Annotated in this window: 12 protein-coding genes; 10 read left to right on the plus strand and 2 right to left on the minus strand. The window is 73.4% G+C overall.

The window, feature by feature from the left end; translation table 11 throughout:
• The first annotated feature begins 2 nt into the window (after positions 1-2).
• The 5 genes from AMK22_RS08735 to AMK22_RS08760 all read left to right on the plus strand — a co-directional run bounded on the left by AMK22_RS08735 (position 3) and on the right by AMK22_RS08760 (position 6,824).
• A complete protein-coding gene (locus AMK22_RS08735; protein WP_073783074.1) occupies positions 3-1,268 on the plus strand; it encodes a 6-phospho-beta-glucosidase in 1,266 nt (421 codons plus the stop codon).
• Between the two features lie 32 nt (positions 1,269-1,300).
• Positions 1,301-2,272, plus strand: a complete 972-nt coding sequence (locus AMK22_RS08740; RefSeq protein ID WP_073783541.1) for an N-acetylglucosamine kinase — start codon at positions 1,301-1,303, stop codon at positions 2,270-2,272.
• A gap of 561 nt (positions 2,273-2,833) precedes the next feature.
• A complete protein-coding gene (locus tag AMK22_RS08750; RefSeq protein ID WP_073783078.1) occupies positions 2,834-4,237 on the plus strand; it encodes a hypothetical protein in 1,404 nt (467 codons plus the stop codon).
• Positions 4,238-4,254: 17 nt separating this feature from the next.
• Positions 4,255-5,292: a glutamate ABC transporter substrate-binding protein gene (locus tag AMK22_RS08755; RefSeq protein ID WP_073783080.1), complete on the plus strand. Its 1,038-nt coding sequence runs from the start codon at positions 4,255-4,257 to the stop codon at positions 5,290-5,292.
• A gap of 206 nt (positions 5,293-5,498) precedes the next feature.
• Positions 5,499-6,824 (plus strand): hypothetical protein, encoded by a 1,326-nt coding sequence (locus AMK22_RS08760; RefSeq protein ID WP_073783082.1) that lies wholly within the window; start codon positions 5,499-5,501, stop codon positions 6,822-6,824.
• 294 nt (positions 6,825-7,118) lie between these two features.
• Here AMK22_RS08760 and AMK22_RS42260 read toward each other — a convergent pair whose 3' ends face one another.
• Positions 7,119-7,250, minus strand: coding sequence for a hypothetical protein (locus AMK22_RS42260; RefSeq protein ID WP_443333279.1), 132 nt, complete (start codon positions 7,248-7,250; stop codon positions 7,119-7,121).
• A 10-nt stretch (positions 7,251-7,260) separates the two neighbouring features.
• Between AMK22_RS42260 and AMK22_RS08765 the strand changes: the two genes are divergently transcribed.
• The 4 genes from AMK22_RS08765 to AMK22_RS08780 all read left to right on the plus strand — a co-directional run bounded on the left by AMK22_RS08765 (position 7,261) and on the right by AMK22_RS08780 (position 14,095).
• Positions 7,261-9,702 carry a tetratricopeptide repeat protein gene (locus AMK22_RS08765; RefSeq protein ID WP_443333280.1) on the plus strand — a complete coding sequence of 814 codons (2,442 nt, stop codon included), beginning with the start codon at positions 7,261-7,263 and terminating at the stop codon, positions 9,700-9,702.
• Positions 9,699-11,072 (plus strand): protein phosphatase 2C domain-containing protein, encoded by a 1,374-nt coding sequence (locus AMK22_RS08770; protein WP_443333281.1) that lies wholly within the window; start codon positions 9,699-9,701, stop codon positions 11,070-11,072. Before AMK22_RS08765 ends, AMK22_RS08770 begins: the two co-directional genes overlap by 4 nt.
• Before the next feature lie 170 nt (positions 11,073-11,242).
• Entirely contained in the window at positions 11,243-12,601 is a 1,359-nt protein-coding gene (locus AMK22_RS08775; protein WP_073783088.1) for a vWA domain-containing protein, read from the plus strand.
• Between the two features lie 237 nt (positions 12,602-12,838).
• The gene (locus AMK22_RS08780; protein ID WP_073783090.1) at positions 12,839-14,095 is read left to right on the plus strand and encodes an FHA domain-containing protein; all 1,257 of its coding nucleotides are present in this window, start codon (positions 12,839-12,841) and stop codon (positions 14,093-14,095) included.
• Positions 14,096-14,152: 57 nt separating this feature from the next.
• On the opposite strand, the gene AMK22_RS08785 is transcribed toward AMK22_RS08780, so the two are convergent.
• Entirely contained in the window at positions 14,153-15,136 is a 984-nt protein-coding gene (locus AMK22_RS08785; RefSeq protein ID WP_073783092.1) for a methyltransferase domain-containing protein, read from the minus strand.
• A gap of 151 nt (positions 15,137-15,287) precedes the next feature.
• Here AMK22_RS08785 and AMK22_RS08790 point away from each other — a divergent pair, with 151 nt between their 5' ends.
• Positions 15,288-15,692: a globin gene (locus tag AMK22_RS08790; RefSeq protein WP_073783093.1), complete on the plus strand. Its 405-nt coding sequence runs from the start codon at positions 15,288-15,290 to the stop codon at positions 15,690-15,692.
• Positions 15,693-15,813: the final 121 nt, after the last annotated feature.

Genomic DNA, 15,813 nt, shown 5'->3' on the forward strand with positions numbered 1-15,813 from the left:
CCATGAAGCTCGCTGTAGTGGGTGGCGGGTCCACCTACACCCCCGAACTGATCGACGGATTCGCCCGGCTGCGGGACACGCTGCCCATCGAGGAGCTGGTGCTCGTCGACCCGGCGGCCGACCGCCTGGAACTCGTGGGCGGCCTCGCCCGGCGGATCTTCGCCAAGCAGGGCCACCCGGGACGGATCGTCACCACCGCCGACCTGGACGCGGGCGTCGCCGACGCCGACGCGGTCCTGCTCCAGCTGCGCGTCGGCGGCCAGGCCGCCCGCAACCAGGACGAGACCTGGCCGCTGGAGTGCGGCTGCATCGGCCAGGAGACCACCGGCGCGGGCGGCCTCGCCAAGGCGCTGCGCACCATCCCGGTCGTCCTGGACATCGCGGAGCGGGTCCGCCGCACCAACCCGGACGCCTGGATCATCGACTTCACCAACCCGGTCGGCATCGTCACCCGCGCGCTGCTCCAGGCCGGGCACAAGGCCGTCGGCCTGTGCAACGTGGCGATCGGCTTCCAGCGGAAGTTCGCCCGGCTGCTCGACGTCACCCCCGACCAGGTGCACCTCGACCACGTCGGACTCAACCACCTGACCTGGGAGCTGGGGGTCCGCCTCGGCGGCCCGGACGGCGAGAACGTCCTGCCGAGGCTGCTCGCCGAGCACGGCGGCACGATCGCGGGCGACCTGCGCATGCCCCGGGCGATCGTCGACCGTCTCGGCGTCGTCCCCTCGTACTACCTGCGGTACTTCTACGCGCACGACGAGGTCGTGCGGGAGCTGGGCACCAAGCCGTCCCGGGCGGCCGAGGTGGCCGCGATGGAGAAGGAACTCCTCGCCATGTACGGCGACCCGGCGCTGGACGAGAAGCCCGCGCTGCTCGCCAAGCGCGGCGGCGCCTTCTACTCCGAGGCGGCCGTGGACCTGGCGTCCTCGCTCCTCGGCTCGGGCGGCTCCCCGGTGCAGGTGGTGAACACCTACAACCGCGGGACGCTGCCGTTCCTGCCGGACGACGCGGTGATCGAGGTGCAGGCCCAGGTCGACGGCACGGGGGCGACCCCGCTCGCCGTGCCGGAGCTGGACCCGCTCTACGCGGGCCTGATCGCCAACGTGACCGCGTACGAGAACATGGCCCTGGATGCGGCGCTGCGCGGTGGTCGGGGCCGGGTGTTCAAGGCGCTGCTCGCGCATCCTCTGATCGGCCAGTTCGAGTACGCCGAGGCGCTCACCGACAAGCTGATCGCGCACAACCGGGAGCACCTGGCGTGGGCGTGAACACTTCGTTCCCCGCGGGCGCCCCGGCCCTCGTGAACGCTTCGGTCCTCGCGATCGACGCCGGGAACAGCAAGACCGACGTGGCTGTGATCGGCACCGACGGAACGATTCTGTCGGCCGCTCGCGGCGGCGGTTTCCAGCCACCGGTGGTGGGTGTGGAGGCGGCCGTCGACGCGCTCGGCGTGATCGTCGGCCGGGCGCTGGAGCTGTCCGGTGTCCCGTCCGGCGGCGTCACGCACGTGTCGGCCTGTCTCGCCAACGCCGACCTCCCGGTGGAGGAGGAGGAATTGGCGACGGCGCTGCGCGCCCGGGGCTGGGGCGGTTCGGTCGAGGTGCGCAACGACACCTTCGCGATCCTGCGCGCGGGTGTGGACGACCCTCGGGGCGTGGCGGTCGTCTGCGGTGCGGGCATCAACTGCGTCGGCATGCTGCCGGACGGGCGGACCGCACGCTTCCCCGCGATAGGCCGCATCTCCGGTGACTGGGGCGGCGGTTCGGGTCTGGCCGAGGAGGCGATGTGGTTCGCCGCGCGGGCCGAGGACGGTCGCGGCGAGCCGACCGAGCTGGCCCGCGCGCTGCCCGCGCACTTCGGGCTCGACTCGATGTACGCGCTGATCGAGGCGCTGCATCTGGGCCGGATCGAGTTCGAGCGGCGCTACGAGCTGACCCCGGTGCTCTTCGCGACGGCCGCGGCCGGGGACGCGGTGGCGGGTGCGCTGGTGGACCGGCTGGCGGAGGAGGTCGTCTCGATGGCGTCGGTGGCGCTGGGCCGACTGGGTCTGCTGGCCGAGGAGGCTCCGGTGGTGCTGGGCGGCGGGGTGCTGGCGGCCCGTCACCCCCGGCTGGACGAAAGGATCGCGGACCTCCTCGCGGTACGGGCCCCGAAGGCGGTCGTCCGGGTGGTGACGGAGCCTCCGGTGCTGGGGGCCGCGCTGCTGGGCCTGGACCGGACGGGGGCACCGGCCGAGGTGCACGAGAGGCTGCGCGCGCTGTACCGCCGCTGACCGACCGGCCCGGCCCCTCTCTCCGAGGGGCGCCCCCGTCCTCCTCCGGGGGACGTCCCCCGGGCTTCCGGGCTTCCGGGCTTCCGGGCTTCCGGGCTTCCGGGCTTCCGGGCTTCCGGGCTTCCGGGCTTCCGGGCTTCCGGGCTTCCGGCAGAGCGTGTCACGCCCTTGTTCCTCGTCCGAGGCGTCCCGCGGTGTTCCGTGCCGCGGGACGCCTCTCGCGTACGGGAACCGATCAGTGGCTCCGGACGTGTTCATGGAAGGGGATCGGTTCGCTCCGGTGTCCGGTTCGGAGTTCGATTCGGAGTTCGGTTCGAGGTCCGCCCCGGAATCCGGTTTCGGGCTGCGGTCCGGGCCCGGTTTCGCGGTCCGGACCCCGATCGGCTTGATCGACGGCGCGCGCCTTGATCGAATGCGGGTGGATCCGACGTGGACCGACGCGGGATCCGGGCGTTCCCGGTGTGGCGGCCGGTCCACACGGCCATACTTCTGGCCGGGTACCAGCTCCCCGACCGATCGGGGGCCGGCCGGTCCACCGTCAGCGACCGAGGGGGAGGTCAAGTGACACACCCGCCGAACATGCGCACCGCCCCGAAGCACGCGCGGGCCCAGCCTTCCGCGCCCACGGCCGTACCCGCGCCCCCGGCCGTTCGGCCGCATCCCGGTGTCTGGGCCGTCGCCTCGCGTCGGCTGCGGGCCGCGGCGACGACCGAGCCGGGCCGGCTCCGGATCATCGGGGCCGTGCTGGCACTGTGCGTCGTCGCGTTCGGGGCCGTGACGGCGTTCGAGACCGGCGACCGGGCAGCCGCCGCCGACGACGTGGTGCACCGCAGCCAGCCGCTGAGCGCGAGCGCGGCCGCCATCTACCGCTCGCTGGCCGATGCCGACACCTCGGCGGCCAGCGGCTTCCTGGCCGGTGCGCAGGAGCCGCGCGCGGTCCTCGACCGGTACGACAAGGACATCGAGGAGGCCTCCCGGCTGCTGGTCCGGGCCGCGACCGGCACCGACCCCTCGTCGGAGTCCGGGCGCGAGATCACCACGCTCAACAAGGAACTCCCCCGCTACACGGGCCTGATCGAGCGGGCGCGCGCCAACAACCGCCAGGGGCTGCCGCTGGGCGGCGCCTACCTCCGGTACGCGAACCAGAAGATGACCGACGTCCTGCTCCCGGCCGCCGAGCGGCTGTACGCGGCGGAGACCGACCGGCTCGACCGGGACGGCGACGAGGCCAGGGCCTGGCCGTTCCTCTCGCTCGGGCTCGGTGTGGTGGCGGTGGCCGCGCTGTTCTGGGCGCAGCGGCGCAACCACCGCCGGACGAACCGGGTCTTCAACCACGGGCTGCTCGTCGCGACCGCCGCGTCGACCGTGGTGCTGCTGTGGCTGGCCGTGGGGCACACGGTGGCCCGCGCCGAGCTGCGCAGCGCCGACACGCACGGGCAGCAGTCCCTGGACGTGCTCAACCACGCGCGGATCAACTCCCTGAAGGCGCGGGCCAATGAGAACCTCACCCTGGTCGCCCGGGGCGCCGTGCTCACCCCGGACGGCAGGAACGACAAGTACGAGACCGATTTCAACACGGGGATGAAGGCCCTCGGCGAGCAGTTGGCGAGGGCCCGGGAGCTCGCCGACGACGACCGGGGAAGCGGGCCGGTGGAGACCGCGATCGGTGCGGTCTCCGAGTGGCAGGACCGCCACCGTGCCGCCCGTACGACCGACGACAGCGGCGACTACGACGGCGCGCTGGAGCAGATCACCGGGCCGGAGAAGTCGACGGGCGAGTCCTTCGGCCGGGTGGACGACGCGCTGGCGCAGGCTCTCGCCCATGAACAGGACCAGTTCACCACGGCCGCGAACGACGGTCTCGGTGCGCTGACCTGGCTGCCGGTCGGTGCCGCCGTGCTCGCCGCGCTGGGAGCGGTCGCCACGATCGTCGGTGTCAACCGCAGGCTCTCGGAGTACCGGTGAGAGCGAGAGGGGGAGCGATGACCAGGAAGCGTACGGGAGCGAGGTCCGCCGGCAGGCTGCGCGGCTGGGGCGGTGTGACGGGCATGGCCGTGGCCTGCGCGGTGACGGCCTCGCTGACGCTGCTGCCGCTCTCCCGCGCCGGTGCCGACGCGTTCGGCGGCTTCTCCGGTCCGGGTACGGCGCACGCGACGCAGACCCGGGCCGAGGACTGCGTCGACCCGGAGGCGAGCCTGCCGCCGTCCGGTGCGGACGGCCCGAACATCGCGAGGATCAAGGCGCGCGGGAAGCTGATCGCGGGCGTCGACCAGAACAGCTTCCGCTGGGGGTACCGCAACCCGGAGAACCGCCGGCTCGAAGGCTTCGACATCGATCTGGTGCGGGCCGTCGCCAAGAACATCCTGGGCGACCCCGACGCCGTGGTCTTCCGGGCCATCCCCACCAACCAGCGGGTCGCCGTCCTCGAGAACGGCAAGGTCGACGTCGTCGTCCGGACGATGACGATCAACTGCGAGCGGGCCCGCCAGGTCTCGTTCTCCACCGCCTACTTCCAGACCGGGCAGCAGGTCCTCGCGCCGAAGAAGTCGACGATCACCGGGTACGACACCTCCCTGTCCGGCAAGCGGGTCTGCACCGCCGAGGGCTCCACCGCCTTCGACGCGCTGAAGAAGCAGTCGTTCGGGGCGGTCTTCGAGGACGAGCACGACGGCACCGGCGCGGACGAGGACCGGCTGACCGTCCCCAACCAGCTCGACTGCCTGGTGCGGTTGCAGCTGGGCGAGGTGGACGCGGTGGTCACGGACAACGCGCTGGCTGCCGGGCAGGCGGCCCAGGACCCGGCGGTCGAGCTCAAGGGCGACAAGCCGTTCACCACCGAGTACTACGGCGTGGCGACGAAGCGGGGCGCGGACGACCTGGTGGCCCGCGTCAACCAGGTGCTGGTGGGCTACCGCAGCGGTGGCGCGAACAGCCCCTGGACGCTGTCGTACCGGAAGTGGCTGGAGGCCGGTCTGCCGGGACTGACGGCGCCGCCGGCGCCCAAGTACCGGAGCCGTTAGTGCCGAGCGGGGCGCTGATGCCGGATGTGGCACCGGTGCCGGGAGGGGCACTGGTGTCGTGAGGGCCGTGAGGGGCATTGTGTGCCGGGAAGGACATCGGTGACGGGGGCGCCGGTGGCAGCAGTGGCAGACGAGACAGTGGCAGGCGAGGAAGCGGCACTGATCCCGGCGGGTCCGTCCCGGCGGGAGGAGCGGAGAGGTGATCGATGAGCGTCGCGGGCCCCTTCCCCGGCTACGCGGAACGGCCCCCCGGACCGGTCATGGACCGGGACGAGGCGGACCGTGCGCTGGACCGGCTGGACGCTGAACACGAGGCGATCGAGACCTCGCTCCTCGCCCTCCAGGACCACGCGGGCCGTCGGCTCCTGGAGGGTGCCGACCTGACGGGCATCACCAAGGAGCGCTGGGCCGCCACCGAGGGTTCGATCGCGCTGCTGTGGCGGTACTTCGACGCGTACGCGGGCACGCTGGCGAGGGCCCGCGCGATACGGTCCCGCCGCCGCCACCCCAACCGGGACGATCTGGTGGCCCTCACCGATCTGCTGCGCGGCCGGAGCGTCACCGTGGCGCACGCCGCGGGTCATCCCGGTTCGTCGGCCGACGGTCCGGCCAGGCTCTCCGAGCGGTTCTCGCTGGAGGAGCTGGTCGCCCGGATGAACGAGCTGTACGCCCGCTCGCTGGACATGGTGGTCGCCTCCGACTCCGTGTGGTCCGCGCTGCCCGCCCGGATCGACCTGCTCTCCGCCGAACTGCACCGCACCCGTTCGCTGGCGCGTTCGGTGGGCGTCCGGCCCGGTGAGCATCCGGCGGGCGACGAACTTGAGGCGATCACCCAGGAACTGGCCACGCTGCGGGTGCAGGTGATCTCCGATCCGCTCGCCTTCTGGCTGTCGGGTCCCGGCAGTGCCGCGCCCGGCGGCGGACGCCCCGACACGACGCGCTACGACCGCGCGGCCCGCGCCCTGGAGGACGTACGCCGCGAGATCGAGGCGGTCCTCGCGGTCCGGCAGGACGCCGAACAGCGGCTGGGGCGGCTGCGCGACGTCCTCTCCCGCGCGGACCGGACCCTGACCGAGGCCAGGGCGGCCCGCGGCGAGGTGCTGGCGAAGATCGCCGCCTCCGAGGTGCCCGCCGTGAGCGGTCCGGCGACCGCGCTCCAGGAGCGGCTGGTGGCGGCCTCGGAATACCGCAGGCACGCCCAGTGGCACCGGCTGTCACCGCTCCTGGAGTCGCTGGAGCAGGAGGCCGAGGAGGAGCTGCTGCGCGCCCGCGAGTCGTTGACCGCCGTCACCGCGCCGCTGGCCGTACGGGCGGAGCTGCGCGGCAGACTGGACGCGTACCGGGCGAAGATGGCCCGGCACGGTCTGGCCGAGGACCCGATGCTGATCGAGCGGTACGACGTGGCGCGCCGGATGCTGTGGAGCGCGCCGTGCGATCTGCGGGTCGCCGCCCAGACGGTGCGGCGCTACCAGGAGACGGCGGCCGAGCTGCTGTCCCAGAGCCGGGCCCCCGAACCGGAGGACGGGCGGTGAACACGAACACGCGCGAGGCGGAACGGACCGCACGGACCGTGAGCACGAGCACGAGCACGCGCGGAACGGAACGGCCGCCGCGACTGCGGGGCGGACAGGGGGACGGAAGATGAGTACGCAGTGCCAGCGCCCCACGTGCGGGGGCGGCTACGAGGATGTGGGCGGCGGTGAGCTGTACTGCGACACCTGCGGTCTGGCCCCGGTCGTCTCCCCGACGGGCATGGTGAGTTCGCCGCCCACCGGGCTCGCGGGCGGCGGCGCGCACGGCCCGGGAAGCTCCGGCAGCCGGGGAAGTCACGGCAGCGGCGGCTCGCGGGCGGCGTCCCGCTCCTCGTCGCGTTCCTCCTCGCGGTCCTCGTCCCGTTCGTCGACGTCCCGGCGGTCCGTCTCGGGCCGGCTCTCGCGTTCGCTGTCCGGGGCGGCCACCTCCCCTTCCGTGTCCGTGCGTTCCTCCGGTTCGTCCTCGGGCGGGTCCGGCCGGGACAAACTGGGCGTGGGTCTGGTGCAGGTGCCGGACGTGCCGCGGCCCGACCCGCACACGGCGGTGATGGCGAACCCGGAGGTCCCGGAACGGAAGCGCTTCTGTTCGCGTTCCGACTGCGGGGCGCCGGTGGGCCGGTCCCGGGGCGAACGGCCGGGCCGTACGGAGGGGTTCTGCACCAAGTGCGGCCACCCGTACTCCTTCGTGCCCAAGCTCGGCGCGGGCGACGTGGTGCACGGCCAGTACGAGGTGGTGGGCTGTCTGGCGCACGGCGGGCTCGGCTGGGTCTACCTCGCGGTGGACCGCGCCGTGTCGGACCGCTGGGTGGTCCTCAAGGGCCTGCTCGACACCGGTGACCAGGACGCCATGGCGGCCGCGATCTCGGAGCGCCGGTTCCTCGCCGAGATCGAGCACGCCAACATCGTCCGGATCTACAACTTCGTCGAACACCTCGACCAGCGCACCGGTTCGCTCGACGGCTACATAGTGATGGAGTACGTCGGCGGCAAGGCGCTCAAGGAGATCGCGAACGAGCGGCGCACCCCGGCCGGGAGGCGCGACCCGCTGCCGGTCGAGCAGGCGTGCGCGTACGGGATCGAGGCGCTGGAGGCGCTCGGGCACCTGCACAGCCGCAATCTGCTGTACTGCGACTTCAAGGTCGACAACGCCATCCAGACCGAGGGACGGCTGAAGCTGATCGACATGGGCGCGGTGCGCCGGATGGATGACGAGGAGTCGGCCATCTACGGCACGGTCGGGTACCAGGCGCCGGAGGTCGCCGAGGCCGGCCCGTCGGTCGCGTCCGACCTCTACACGGTCGCACGGACACTCGCGGTGCTCACCTTCGACTTCCAGGGCTACACGAACGTCTTCGTGGACTCGCTGCCCGACCCGGACCACATCGAGGTGTTCCGGACCTACGAGTCGTTCTACCGGCTGCTGGTACGGGCCACCGACCCCGATCCGGGGCGGCGGTTCGCCTCGGCGGCGGAGATGGCCGAGCAGCTGACCGGGGTGCTGCGCGAGGTGGTGGCACTGCAGACGGGACGGCCGCGACCGGCGCTGTCGACGCTGTTCGGTACCGAAGTACGGGTCACGGACACGCAGTTGTTCGCGAAACCGACGGGCGAGGTGTCGCGGCTGGGCGCTCGGGCCACCGGGCCGGCGCCGTCCGGGCTCCTCGGAAGGCGCCGCCGGAATCGGGCGGGTGCGAGCACGGCCGTCGGCGCGGGCACGGGTACGGGCACGGGCGCACCGGCGGTGGCGGGTGCGGGGGCCTCGGGCCCCGCGATCCCCGGGCCCCGGATCCCGGCCGCCGTTCCGGGAGCGCCGTCGACGGCACCGGCGCCGTCGGCCGCGTTCCCGGCGCCGCACGTCCCGAACGCCCCCCGGCCCGCCGGGCTCGACGCACGGACCGCCTCGCTCGCGCTGCCCGTGCCCCGGGTCGACGCGGGCGACCCCAACGCCGGTTTCCTCGCCGGGCTGATGGCCACCGCCCCCGCCGACCTGATCGCCGCGCTGGGCAACGTACCGGCGCCCTCCCTGGAGACCCGGCTGCGCGAACTGCGGGCCCGCCTGGAGACCGGCGAACTCGACGCGGCCGGGCGCACCCTGACCGAACTGGAGGGGCGGCACCCTGACGACTGGCGGGTCGTCTGGTACCGCGGTGTCACCTCGCTGGTGACCGGCGCGTACGAGAGCGCGGCGCTGTCCTTCGACGCGGTGTACGACGCGTTCCCCGGTGAGCCGACGCCGAAGCTGGCGCTGGGGATCTGCGCGGAGGTGCTGGGGCAACTGGACAACGCCGCCGAGTACTACCGCCTGGTGTGGACGACCGATCCGGGCTTCGTCAGCGCGGCGTTCGGCCTGGCCCGGGTGCAGCTGGCGGCCGGGGACCGGGCGGCGGCGGTGGCGACGCTGGAGTCCGTGCCCGAGGCGTCGATCCACTTCACGGCGGCCAGGGTCGCCGCGGTACGGGCGCGGCTGCGCGAACGGGCCCCGGACGAACCGCTGTTCGCCGACCTCCGGGCCGCCGCCGACCAGGTCTCGGCACTGGCTGGATTCGGCCTGGACCCGGTGCGCCGCGAGGAGTTGTCGACGGAGGTGCTGGGGACCGCGCTCGACTGGGTGCTCTCCGGCAGCCCCATGGCCGGGGGCCCGGCAGCGGGGCCGAACGGCCCCGGCCAATCGTCCGGACCCGCTGCATCCGGCGGACCGAGCGGGCCGAGCGGACCGGACGGGTTGGGGAAGCTGCTCGACAGTGAATGGGACGAGCGCGGCCTGCGGTTCGGGCTGGAGCGTTCGTACCGGATGCTCGCCCGGCTCGCGGAGCCCGGCGACGAGAGGATCGAACTGGTGGAGCGGGCCAACCGTTTCCGCCCCCGGACGTGGGTGTGAAAATGTCGCAGAAGCCCCAGGAGACGGCCCTGTCGAAGTGCCCGGGCTGCGAGGAACCGGCCGAGTCGGGCGACCGGTTCTGCGGTGCGTGCGGATACGACCTGTCGGCCGTGCCCGCGCCACCACATGACCGCCCGACGGTCGCCCTGACCGTACCGACGGCGGAGAACCGGCCCGACGGGGCGGGCGGGTCGGGAGACTTCGAACTGGCCGCGCCCGCGACCGCGGACGCCCCGGGGTCCGATCGGCCACGGGCCCAGACAGAGACACAATCCCCGGCACAGCCACAGCCCCGACCCCAGGCACAGGAAGCGACGGCGCACGCCCCGGCCGCCGGAACATCCGCACCGGCGGGCACAGGCGCCCCCTCCGCCGCGCAGCCCGTGCCCGACCCGCGCACCCGTACCGACGGGCCGTTCGCGACACCGTCGGCCGGCACCAAGCTGTGCGTGGCGTGCCGCGCCGGGCGCGTGGACACCGACGGCTACTGCGAGAACTGTGGTCACGCCCAGCCGCGCGAGCGCGACCACATGGAGCAGGAGCTCGGTTCGGTGGCCGCCGTCAGCGACCGGGGGCTGCGCCACCACCGCAACGAGGACTCGTTCGCCGTCTCGACCACCGCCCTGCCCGGCGGTTCACCGGCCGTCGTCGCGATCGTGTGCGACGGCGTCTCCTCGGCCAGCCGCCCCGACGAGGCGTCGGCCGCCGCCGCGAACGCCGCCAACGAGGCGCTCCTGGAGTCGTTGCCGCGCGGCACCCATCCGCAGCAGGCGATGCACGACGCGATCGTCGCGGCCTCGAAGTCGGTCGACTCCCTTGCCGGGGAGACCGGCCGGGCGACGGAGCACGATCCGGGGCGGCACCAGAACGCGCCGGCGTGCACCCTGGTCGGCGCCATCACGGCGGGCGACCTGCTGGTGGTCGGCTGGGTCGGCGACAGCCGCGCCTACTGGGTGCCGGACGACCGTTCCGTGCAGCCCGCCCGGCTCACCGAGGACGACTCGTGGGCCGCGCAGATGGTGGCGGCGGGTCTGATGAGCGAGGCCCAGGCGTACGCGGACGACCGTGCCCACGCGATCACGGGCTGGCTCGGCGCCGACGCGTACGAACTGGAACCGCACACCGCGTCGTTCAAACCGGACCGGCCGGGTCTCGTGGTGGTGTGCACGGACGGTCTGTGGAACTACGCGGAGTCGGCCGCCGAGATGGCCGCGGTCGTGCCGGCCGACGCACGGTCGCGACCGCTGCACGCCGCGCGGGCGCTGGTGGGTCACGCGCTCGACGGCGGGGGCCACGACAACGTAACAGTGGCGCTGGTGCCGTTCGCGGTGACGCCGCAGGGGGCAGGATCGGGCTGCGACACCCCATGAGTCCCGCTGCGTAACGCTTGGTTCCGGTTCGTTTCCGATTCACTCCCGGCGCGTTCCGGTTCCGTCCGCTCTCGTCCCGATTCCGACCGTTTCCCTTCCGCCCCTTCCTTGTCTCGTCCCCCTCACAGCTGTCCTCATCCGACACCTGGAGTTCCCGAGGAGCCGATCAGATGGCCAACTTCTCCAAGTCGAACGTGCCGCAGTTCTCGGTCGAGGTGTACCAGAACGAGTTTCTCCCGCAGGGCGGTCGCGAGGTCAACGCCATCGTCACGGTCACCTCGACCGGGGGCGGCACCACCGGCGGAGTTCCGCTGTCCGGGGCGGCTTCGACGGACCTGTCCGGATCGGTCCGGGCGGCGGGCGCCGGCGTGGTGATCATGGTCGACTGCTCCAGGTCCATGGACTATCCGCCGACGAAGATGCGCAACGCCCGCGACGCGACGGCCGCGGCGATCGACACCCTGCGCGACGGCACCGCGTTCGCGGTGGTCGGCGGCACGCATCTCGCCAAGGAGGTCTACCCGGGCAACGGAAGGCTCGCGGTGGCCGACGAGCGGACCAGGGCCGGGGCCAAGGAGGCGCTGCGTTCGCTCGCCGCCGGCGGCGGTACGGCGATCGGCACCTGGCTGCGGCTGGCCGACCGGCTGCTCGGCGCGGCCGACGTGGGGATCCGGCACGGGATCCTGCTGACCGACGGCCGCAACGAGCACGAGGCCCCGGAGGATCTGCGGGCCGCTCTCGAATCCTGCGCGGGCCGCTTCACCTGTGACGCCCGGGGGGTCGGCACCGACTGGGAGGTGAAGGAGGTCACGGGCATCGCCTCCGCCCTGCTCGGTACGGCCGACATCGTCGCCGACCCGGCGGGCCTGTCCGCGGACTTCCGGCGGATGATGGAGAACGCGATGGGCAAGGAGGTCGCGGACGTCGCGCTGCGGCTCTGGACGCCCGTCGGGACCGAGATCATGTTCGTGAAACAGGTCGCGCCGACGGTCGTCGACCTGACCGGACGCCGCACCGGGGCGGGACCCCGGGCCGGGGACTACCCGACGGGTTCGTGGGGCGACGAGTCGCGCGACTACCACGTGTGCGTACGGGTGCCGGAGGCCGCGATCGGCCAGGAGATGCTGGCGTCCCGGGTCTCGCTGGTCCTCCCCGACCCCGCGGGCGGGGCGCCCCGGACGCTCTCCCAGGGCCTGGTGCGGGCGGTGTGGACCGACGACATGGCGGCGTCCACCTCGATCAATCCGCAGGTCGCGCACTACACGGGCCAGGCGGAACTGGCGCAGGTCATCCAGCAGGGGCTGGACGCCCGAAAATCGGGCGACTTCGACAGCGCGACCGCGAAACTGGGCCGCGCGGTACAGCTGGCGTCGGCGTCCGGGAACGAGGACACTGCGAAACTGCTTTCGAAGGTGGTGGACGTCGTCGATGCGGCGACCGGTACTGTGCGACTGAAGGCGAAGGTCGCGGAGGCCGACTCGATGACGCTCGAAACGCGCTCCACCAAGACCGTCCGCGTCAAGAAATAACCGCACAGGACAACCGCACACCGAAACACCCGCACACCGAAGCGCCCGCACGGCGCGTCCGCACGGACGCGAGAGACGGCGCGGGGGCCGGGCGCGCAGACACGGCGCCGCGCGGGGCACAATCGCACAGCCGTACAGTCAGGCCGCCCGGCCGGAGCGAAATGGTCCGCCGGGCAGCGAAGAGCACGAGGAATGACGGCCCCGCGGGGCCGGACGAGGAGAGGGGGAAGCGCCGACATGCCGACCTGCCCGAACGGACACCAGTCGGGTTCCGAGGACTGGTGCGAGGTCTGCGGCCATCGCATGACCGGCGCGGGCGCTCCCGCGGGCTCGGTCCCTCCGCCGCCTCCCCCGCCGCCCGCTCCCGGGTACGGCCACCCCCAGGGGCCGTCCGGCACCGACCCGACCCAGCAGGCCGAGCTCTGCCCGCAGTGCCGCACGCCCCGCGAGGCGATGGCGCCGTTCTGCGAGGAGTGCCGCTGGAACTTCCTGACGAACACGGCGACGTCGTACACGCCGCTGGCCCCGCGCCCCAGTTCCGCCACCGGCCCTCCGCCCGGTCTGAACCTGCCGCCGGGCTTCCAGGCGCAGCAGCCGTCGGGGCCCCAGCGGATGCCCGATCCGTTCGAGTACCAGGGCTCGCGGCCCTCGCAGGTGAACCGCCCGGCCGAGCCGCTCTCCCCCGAGCAGGGGAGCCGCCCCGAGCCCCCGGCCCCCGCGCCCGGCCCGGGTCCCGCGCCGACGCCCGGCCCGGCGTCCGCGCCCGGCCCGGGTCCGCAGGCACCGCAGCCGCCGCAAGTACCGCAGGCGTCACAGCCCCCGCAGCACTTCCAGCAGCAGGGGCCTCCGCCGCCGCCGTTCCAGCAGCAGTCCTCGTCGCCGTTCCAGCAGCAGTCGGCGCCGCCCTCGTTCGAACAGCCCGCTCCGCCCGCGTCCTCGGCTCCCCAACCGCCCGCACCGCAGCCGCCCCGGTCCGCCGACGACGACGACTGGATGCTGTCACCGCCGTCCCGGCCGCAGGCCCCGCAGCCGTCGGCCCCGGCGCAGCAGCAACCGCCGTCGCCGGGCGGGAACCAGAACCAGCCGCCCGCGAGCTGGACCGCCGTCATCGCCCCGGACCGCGAGTACTTCCTAGCGATGATGCAGCGCAGCGGTCCGGAGGCGACCGGCCTCAACCTGCCCGCGTACTCCCCGGAGCAGCGGGTGGCGCTGACCGGCAACCAGATCACCGTCGGCCGCCGCAGGCACAGCACCGGCGAGTCCCCCGACATCGACCTGTCCGTGCCTCCGGAGGACCCGGGCGTCTCGCACCAGCACGCGGTGCTGGTGCGGCAGCCCGACGGCGGCTGGGCCGTGGTGGACCAGAACTCCACGAACGGCACCACGCTCAACGGCACCGAGGACCCGATCCAGCCCTACGTCCCCGTCCCGCTCAAGGACGGTGACCGCGTGCATGTCGGGGCATGGACGACGATCACGATCCGCCAGGACTGACGGGCCGCGGGAGCCCCGCCAGGACCGCCGAGGCACCCGGGCCGGCCGGGGCAGGGGCTACCCCTCGGGCAGTGGCCAGGCGTACGGCCCTTCGGGGTCGTCCAGCCAGGCCCACTGCCGCCCGTCCCGGACGGTGATGCCGAACCTCTCCCTCCCTGGGCACCCCTCGCGCTGCCAGAGGGAGAGGGCTTCGTGCGGGTCGAGGCTGGATCCGGTCAGCTCCAGCAGGAACCGGAAGCGTTCGTCCTCGCTGAAGCGCCTGGGGAGCGCGCCGGTGTGCGGGCGCCGGGCGGGTCCCGTCGGACTGCCCCGCAGCGGTACGAAATAGGCGGGCGTGCGCAGGAAGCGTCCCTCGGCGTACCTGCGGCGCGCGGTCCCCCGCACCTGGAGCACGATCAGTCCGGTGGCGAGCGGTGCCAGTATCCGCGCGTCCGGAGCGCACTGGTCCAGCCAGGCCGGTGGGACGCCCGGCAGGGTGCAGGTCGCGATGATTCGGTCGTACGGGCCGCGCCGCGGCCAGCCCCGGGTCCCGTCGCCGGTGATCACCACCGGGTGGTGACCGGCCGCCGCCAGGTGCCGACGGGCCGACTCGGTGATCTCCGGGTCGAGGTCGACGGTGGTCACGGCGTCGTCGCCGAGCCGGTGCGCGAGGAGGGCCGCGTTGTAGCCGCTGCCCGCGCCGATCTCCAGCACCCGTTGTCCGTCGCGCACGTCCAGTTCGTCGAGCATCCGGGCCATCAGCGACGGCTGGCTGCTCGACGAGATCAGCTCGCCGTCCCTGATCCGGGTGGCCAGTGCCTCGTCCGCGTACGCCCCGCGCAGCCACCGGGCCCGGCGGACCGGGTCCGGGTCCTCGCACCACAGGCGGTCCGTTCCACCGGCCACGAAGTAGTACGGCACGAACAGATGGCGCGGCACCTCCTCGAACGCGGCCCGCCAGCGCGGGTCGCCCAGTCCCCCGCGGGCCACGATGCCCCGCACCATCGCCCACCGTTCACTGGTGGCGGCCTCGGCGAACCGGTCCGGATGTGTGTCGTCCATCTCTCCGTCTTCCCGTTCTCCCCGTTCTCCCCGGTCTCCACCTTCCTGCGTGCGGCCCCCGGTGGCCAGGACCCGGGCCGTGGCAGGCCGCAGTTCGAAGGCAGGGCCTAGGCCTCAGGTACTCGGCCGGTGCGTCTGCGACGATGGACGGGTGACTGAGATTCCGCGCGACACGCTGCAGGAGCAGACCTTCTACGAGCAGGTCGGCGGCGAGGAGACCTTCCGGCGCCTGGTGCATCGTTTCTACCAGGGGGTCGCCGAGGACCCGCTGCTCAAGCCGATGTACCCGGAGGAGGATCTGGGCCCGGCCGAGGAACGGTTCAGGCTGTTCCTGATGCAGTACTGGGGCGGCCCCCGTACGTACACCGAGCGGCGCGGGCACCCGCGGCTGCGGATGCGGCACGTCCCGTTCCGGGTGGACCGGGCGGCGCACGACGCATGGCTGGGCCACATGCGGACCGCCCTGGACGAGCTCGGGCTGGCGCCGGAGCACGAGCAGCGGCTGTGGGACTACCTCACGTACGCGGCGGCCTCGATGGTGAACACCGAGGGCTGAGCCGCCACCGGGGCCGCGGACCGGTCCTGTGCCCGGGACCGAGGACGGATCCTGTGCCCGGGACCGATCCGAAACCGACAGCCGAACCGGGCCGGGACCGTCCGGGGCCGGGCACGGAGCC

This window comes from Streptomyces sp. CB01580, from assembly GCF_001905795.1.
Lineage (GTDB): Bacteria > Actinomycetota > Actinomycetes > Streptomycetales > Streptomycetaceae > Streptomyces.